5 protein-coding genes are annotated in these 4,751 nt (G+C 67.3%); 4 read left to right on the top strand and 1 reads right to left on the bottom strand.

Annotated features, from left to right (window positions below; all coding sequences use genetic code 11):
- Positions 1–356: 356 nt before the first annotated feature.
- The 3 genes from VNF71_12495 (at position 357) to VNF71_12485 (ending at position 2,475) form a co-directional block, all read left to right on the top strand.
- Positions 357–623: a hypothetical protein gene (locus VNF71_12495; protein ID HVA75372.1), complete on the top strand. Its 267-nt coding sequence runs from the start codon at positions 357–359 to the stop codon at positions 621–623.
- Between the two features lie 251 nt (positions 624–874).
- Positions 875–1,669 (top strand): DUF6088 family protein, encoded by a 795-nt coding sequence (locus VNF71_12490; protein HVA75371.1) that lies wholly within the window; start codon positions 875–877, stop codon positions 1,667–1,669.
- Entirely contained in the window at positions 1,666–2,475 is an 810-nt protein-coding gene (locus VNF71_12485; protein ID HVA75370.1) for a nucleotidyl transferase AbiEii/AbiGii toxin family protein, read from the top strand. The genes VNF71_12490 and VNF71_12485 overlap by 4 nt, the downstream gene beginning before the upstream one ends.
- A gap of 597 nt (positions 2,476–3,072) precedes the next feature.
- On the opposite strand, the gene VNF71_12480 is transcribed toward VNF71_12485, so the two are convergent.
- Entirely contained in the window at positions 3,073–4,308 is a 1,236-nt protein-coding gene (locus VNF71_12480) for a PP2C family protein-serine/threonine phosphatase (protein HVA75369.1), read from the bottom strand.
- Positions 4,309–4,438: 130 nt separating this feature from the next.
- On the opposite strand from VNF71_12480, the gene VNF71_12475 reads away from it, so the two are divergent.
- Positions 4,439–4,751: hypothetical protein (locus VNF71_12475; protein ID HVA75368.1), on the top strand; the 313-nt coding region annotated here is incomplete at its 3' end.

The following is a 4,751-nucleotide window of genomic DNA, read 5'->3' as shown; positions in this document are numbered from 1 at the left end:
CGAGTGCGAACCTGACACGAACACGCACACCCGACCTTCGTCCGTCCCCGGGATTCCACCGCCCACATCATGGCCGAGAGTGGCCGCAGCACGGCGGACAGTACCGTCTGAGGCAGACGCCGAATATCTGATCTGCGCTCGCCTCCGCCGGGATCACTCTGTCCAAGGTGCCGATCCGAACGACGGCTCGGGGCGCGCCTCTCGGTAGACCGGCCAGCGCAGAGTGTGCGGCCAGAACGTCCCGGCCTGTTCGCGTGGTAACTGCCCAGCGCCATGGTCTCGCCACACCCTCTCCGAGGTGGGCATCTCGAAGAATCCGTGGCCAGGAGACCGGACGCTCCTGGCACCATGAGGACATGCCGAAGCGACCCCTGACCGTCGAGCTCGAGGAGGACGTGATCCTGGCCACCCAGGCGGAGGCGACGCGCCACGGGCAATCGGAGGCCGCCGTGGTCGAGCAGGCCCTCCGGGAGCACCTCTCCCGAGGGGACAGCGTCGCCCAGGAGGTCTGGGCCCAGAACCGTACTGACGCGCTCGGTGAGGACGAGGCGCTGCGGCTCGCCTACGACGAGCTGACGGCGATGCGCCGCGAGCGGGGAGACTCGGGCAAGGCCGCTTCGTAGTGGAGCGGGTCGTCCTCGACCCGGGCGTCCTCCTATCAGCTCTGATCGCGCCGGAGGGCAAGCCCGCCCGGCTCTGGCAGACGGCGGCGACTCCACCTCGAGCGAGACTTGCCGATGAAGGAGGAGTTCCGGCAACTCGTAATGAGCACCATCAACGGCGCTCGAACTGCCTAGCCTCGCTGTGGGAGGCGTGTACAGGCTAGTTGCACAAAAGCACGATTCCTGCTTTACCGCAGCTAATATGTACACCCATGAGGCTCGAGGAGCAGGTGCTGCGTGAGCTGCATCGCGCCGCGCGGGACGCAGGACGTCGTGGCATCGCTGTGCCCTCGGTCGACCTCGAAACGGTGGCAGCCCGGACGGGCAGTCGTGAAGCGGCCCAGAAGGCGATCCAGCGTCTAGTCCGGGCCGGGCGATTGGCGCGGGTCCGAAAGGACCTGCTGGTCTTGCCGGACACCACCGGCCTGCTCGGCGTCGACCTGGTCGACTTGGTTGACGCCATCACCCCATCTCCGTATCTGATCACCGGCGGGCGGGCCCTGGAGCACCACGAGCTGACCGACCAGCACTTCTTCGGCGTCATCGTCCTGACCTCGGGAAGCCTCAGGAAGCTGTCCTTCCGTTCCCAATCGGCGACGTTCATGCGGACCGACCCGGCCAACATCTGGGGCTGGCAAGACGACGAAAGGCCCCACTACGCCCAGCCGGAGCGTGCCATCGTCGATGTGCTCAACCATTCCCGCTACGGCGTCTCGCTCACACAAGCCCTGGATGCCCTGCTGCTCGCCGCCGACATGGGAACGGCGTTCCTCGACCGCCTCCTAGAGACAGTGGTCCGCTACGACTCACCGGCCGCGGCGCGCCGCGTCGGCCTAGTGGTCGAGCGCCTCTTCGGCACCGCTCAAGCTGAGCCGTACCGAAGCCTGATCGGGGCGAACCGGGCGTCGGTGCTCCTGCGGGCACACGGGCCGGCTGACGGGCCGCTCGATGCCACCTGGCGGGTGGTCGTCAACGCCGCTCTCGAACCGGAGCGGGTGCCGACGTGAGCGACGGCGGGGGGCTCCGTCGACGCTGGGGCAGCCGCTTCGAACTCGCGGACCTACTCGAGGCGATGCCGGGCGGCACCGAGGTTGGCGTCCGGGACTTCGCGTTGATCACCCTCACCGGGCAACTGTCGGCCCGTTTCCCACGCCAGCTGGTCTTCAAGGGCGGGTTCGTCCTGCGCCACGTCCACGGTTTTCTCCGGTTCAGCAAGGACGTGGACGCCACCCGCCACGAACCGCCCCACCACAAGCTCGACAGCGCCGAGGTGGCCGAAGCGATCCGCCAGGCCAGCATCCGCAACCTCGTCCAGTTCACGCCGGACGAGCCGGCCACCGACACGGCCCGCAGCCTCGACTTCGACAACGTGCGCGTCTATGGCGAGACGTTCTCAAGGACATCGGTGCAGGTCGAGGTCAGCTACCGGGAGGCGGTCGTAGATGACCCGGTCGAAGCGGCGATCGGGCCGCCGTTCTACGACGAGTTCCAGATCCTGACCATGACGAAGGAGGAGATGGCAGCCGAGAAGCTGCGAGCGCTGGCTCAGCGGATACGAGCGACCGATCTGGCGGACCTGGCGGCCTTGTTGAGCGACCCGGCCGTTTCCGACGATGCTGTGGGCCGACTGGCGCGGTCGAAATTCGAGTTGGTCGCTGCCGGCCAGGCAAATCGGATCGACCGGGCCTCAGCGCACCTACAGGACATGGCTGACACCTACGACGTGTTGATGCCCGGACTGTTCCCTGGAGCGTCGTCGTACCGTGACGCGATGGAGATCGTCTGGCCGCGCATCAGGGCGCTAATCCCCTAGATCGCGCACGACCGTGCGCGATCTCGCGGCCTGTCATGGATTCGCCGCTGAGGCCACCCCGTGCGCGATTCGTGCGCGAACGAGTTGAAACCCGCCGTCAGCCGCCACCACCTGCCGGACGCGAAACACCTGCTCAGAGGCCATTTCCAGGAGGACGAGCAGGTCACGAATTTGTCCTTAGCACCGTTCGGGACGCTGAGGCCGCGGGTTCAAATCCCGCCTTCCCGACCAGGTCAGACAGGGTGCGGGGTTCGGGAGTCGGCATCCATGGCACTTTTATGGCACATCGACTTTGGTGGGGGTGTCGCGGCCCTGGTCGGTGGGCATCAGGCGCTCGGCGACCTTGTCGGCGGCTCGCCTGTCGCCGTCTCCCGTGGCTCTCGCGTAGATCCCGAGGGTGGTGCGGGGATCGGCGTGACCAAGCCGGGTTGGGCAGTTCTGGGCGCACGGGCGGCCTCTCTACCCACGATGTTCTGCCTGCCCGTTCTGGGCCGCCCTTGATCGGTGCCTCAGGGGATGCTCAAAGCGAAGAGTCGCTGTTCTGGGGCTGTGGCCGGAGGTCGGTTTCGCCGCCGCGGGTCATCTCTAGTTCGTTCGTTAGTGGAAGTCGATGAGGAAGGCGGCGGTGTCGTCGCTGAGCGTGCCGTGGTGGTTGAGGACGGTGTGGGAGAGCCGGCGGACCATCTCCGCGGTGTCGAAACGTCGGGTTTGGCTGGCAAGGAACGCGATGAGTCGTTGCTCGCCGAAGTCTTCGCTTCCGGGACGGTGCGCGTCGATGACACCGTCGGTGATGCAGAAGACTCTGTCGCCGGATACGAGGGCGTGGTGGGCGACCTCGATCAGTCCCCCGCCGAGCCCGGCGGGCAGCGTGGGCGCGCATGCCAGCGAAGCGACGACCCGGCCGCCGCGCACTAACAGTGGCAGCGGATGGCCGACATTGATCCAGGACAAAGCGCCATGGAACAGGTCAAGGCGCCCGAGGATGCAAGTGACGAAGGCTTCACCTTCGCCTCGTGTGGCGATCGCCGCGTCCATCGCCTGGTAGGTGGCCGCCAGGTCGAGACCGGAGCGGCGGCTGTGCCGGTAGCTGCTCACTGCGAGGTGGGCGAGTTGGCTGGACTCCAACCCGTGGCCCATGGCGTCGAACACGGCGAAGTCGAGGGTTTCGCCATTGACCGCATAATCGAAACAGTCACCGCCGACGTCATAGGCCGGCTGGATCAGCCCGGCCACCGACACGCGCCCGCTGTCAAGACTGAGCGGGGGCAGCAACCCCCATTGCATCTCGGCCGCCAAGCTGATGCTCTGGCTGCGACGCAGAGTTGTATAGGCGTCGGTGCACTGCCCTCGGGTGACGAGCAGTGCGGCTACCACGCCGGCCAGGCTGTCGGCCAGGGACCGGGCCTCATCGTCGATCACCGAAACAGTGACAGCCATCACCCCCAACCGGGCGGCCCCATCGACAACAACACTCCACAATCGGACACCGCCGCCGGTCACCTGCTCGACCTGACGGGCCGCGGTGAACGAGGTTCCCCCGGCGGAGTTGTCCAGGTCGATCGACTCCGTGTAGGCCGAGCCCACAATCGGCACCAAACGGCGCTGCTCGTAGTCGGTCACAAACACCGACAGGTCCCTCATGTCGAACCCTCCCACCCGCCCAGCAAGGAACGATCCGACCGCGTCAGGCGCGAAGCGACGAGCCTCATGTAAGAGAGCCGCCACCTGCGCGTAGACACTCGACGCGGGCGAGACGGGCGGCAGCACCGAGATCGGACCGCTACCCACCGTGAACCCCGATGTGGCTACCGAACAACCAATGCCATCAGGCACCCGTCACCCTCCTCATCCGAGGGCCCCAACGACGCGCAACCGGGGACCGGGGCGACGGGCCGGGAAGGCCACGGCACAAGCGTGCCCTTCGAACGATACACCGGTCGGGAAACACGCGTGGGAAGTACGCTTGTCTGAGGAGGTCTGCGATCAGGCGGCGTGGCGCCTCGGTTCCATCGTGTCGGACAGGGCGTTCCCCCTGAGGGGCGGACTCCCGGTCTCGGCCGACCAGATCCGTGAGCGACGCGGGCAGCGGGGCCGGCGCCGCCGGATCCCCGAGCGGGTCGAGGCGGCGAGGCGCGGACCACGATCGTGCCGCGGCCACGAAGCGGGCACGCTCGTCGGCGTCGATGCCGAGCACATCTGCGAGCCGCTCGGCCATTGCCCGCGACGGTCGCCGCTCCCCGGTCTCGATCTTGCGGACGGTGATCGTCGCGCAGCCC

The organism is Acidimicrobiales bacterium, from assembly GCA_035533095.1.
Lineage (GTDB): Bacteria > Actinomycetota > Acidimicrobiia > Acidimicrobiales > Palsa-688 > DATLUM01.
Note: the sequence above shows the minus strand (reverse complement) of the source record. Positions and strands in the feature narration are given on the sequence as shown.

Coding starts and splice junctions, on each gene's coding strand:
- VNF71_12490 (HVA75371.1), top strand. CDS start 875: ATGAGGCTCGAGGAGCAGGTGCTGCGTGAGCTGCATCGCGCCGCGCGG.
- VNF71_12495 (HVA75372.1), top strand. CDS start 357: ATGCCGAAGCGACCCCTGACCGTCGAGCTCGAGGAGGACGTGATCCTG.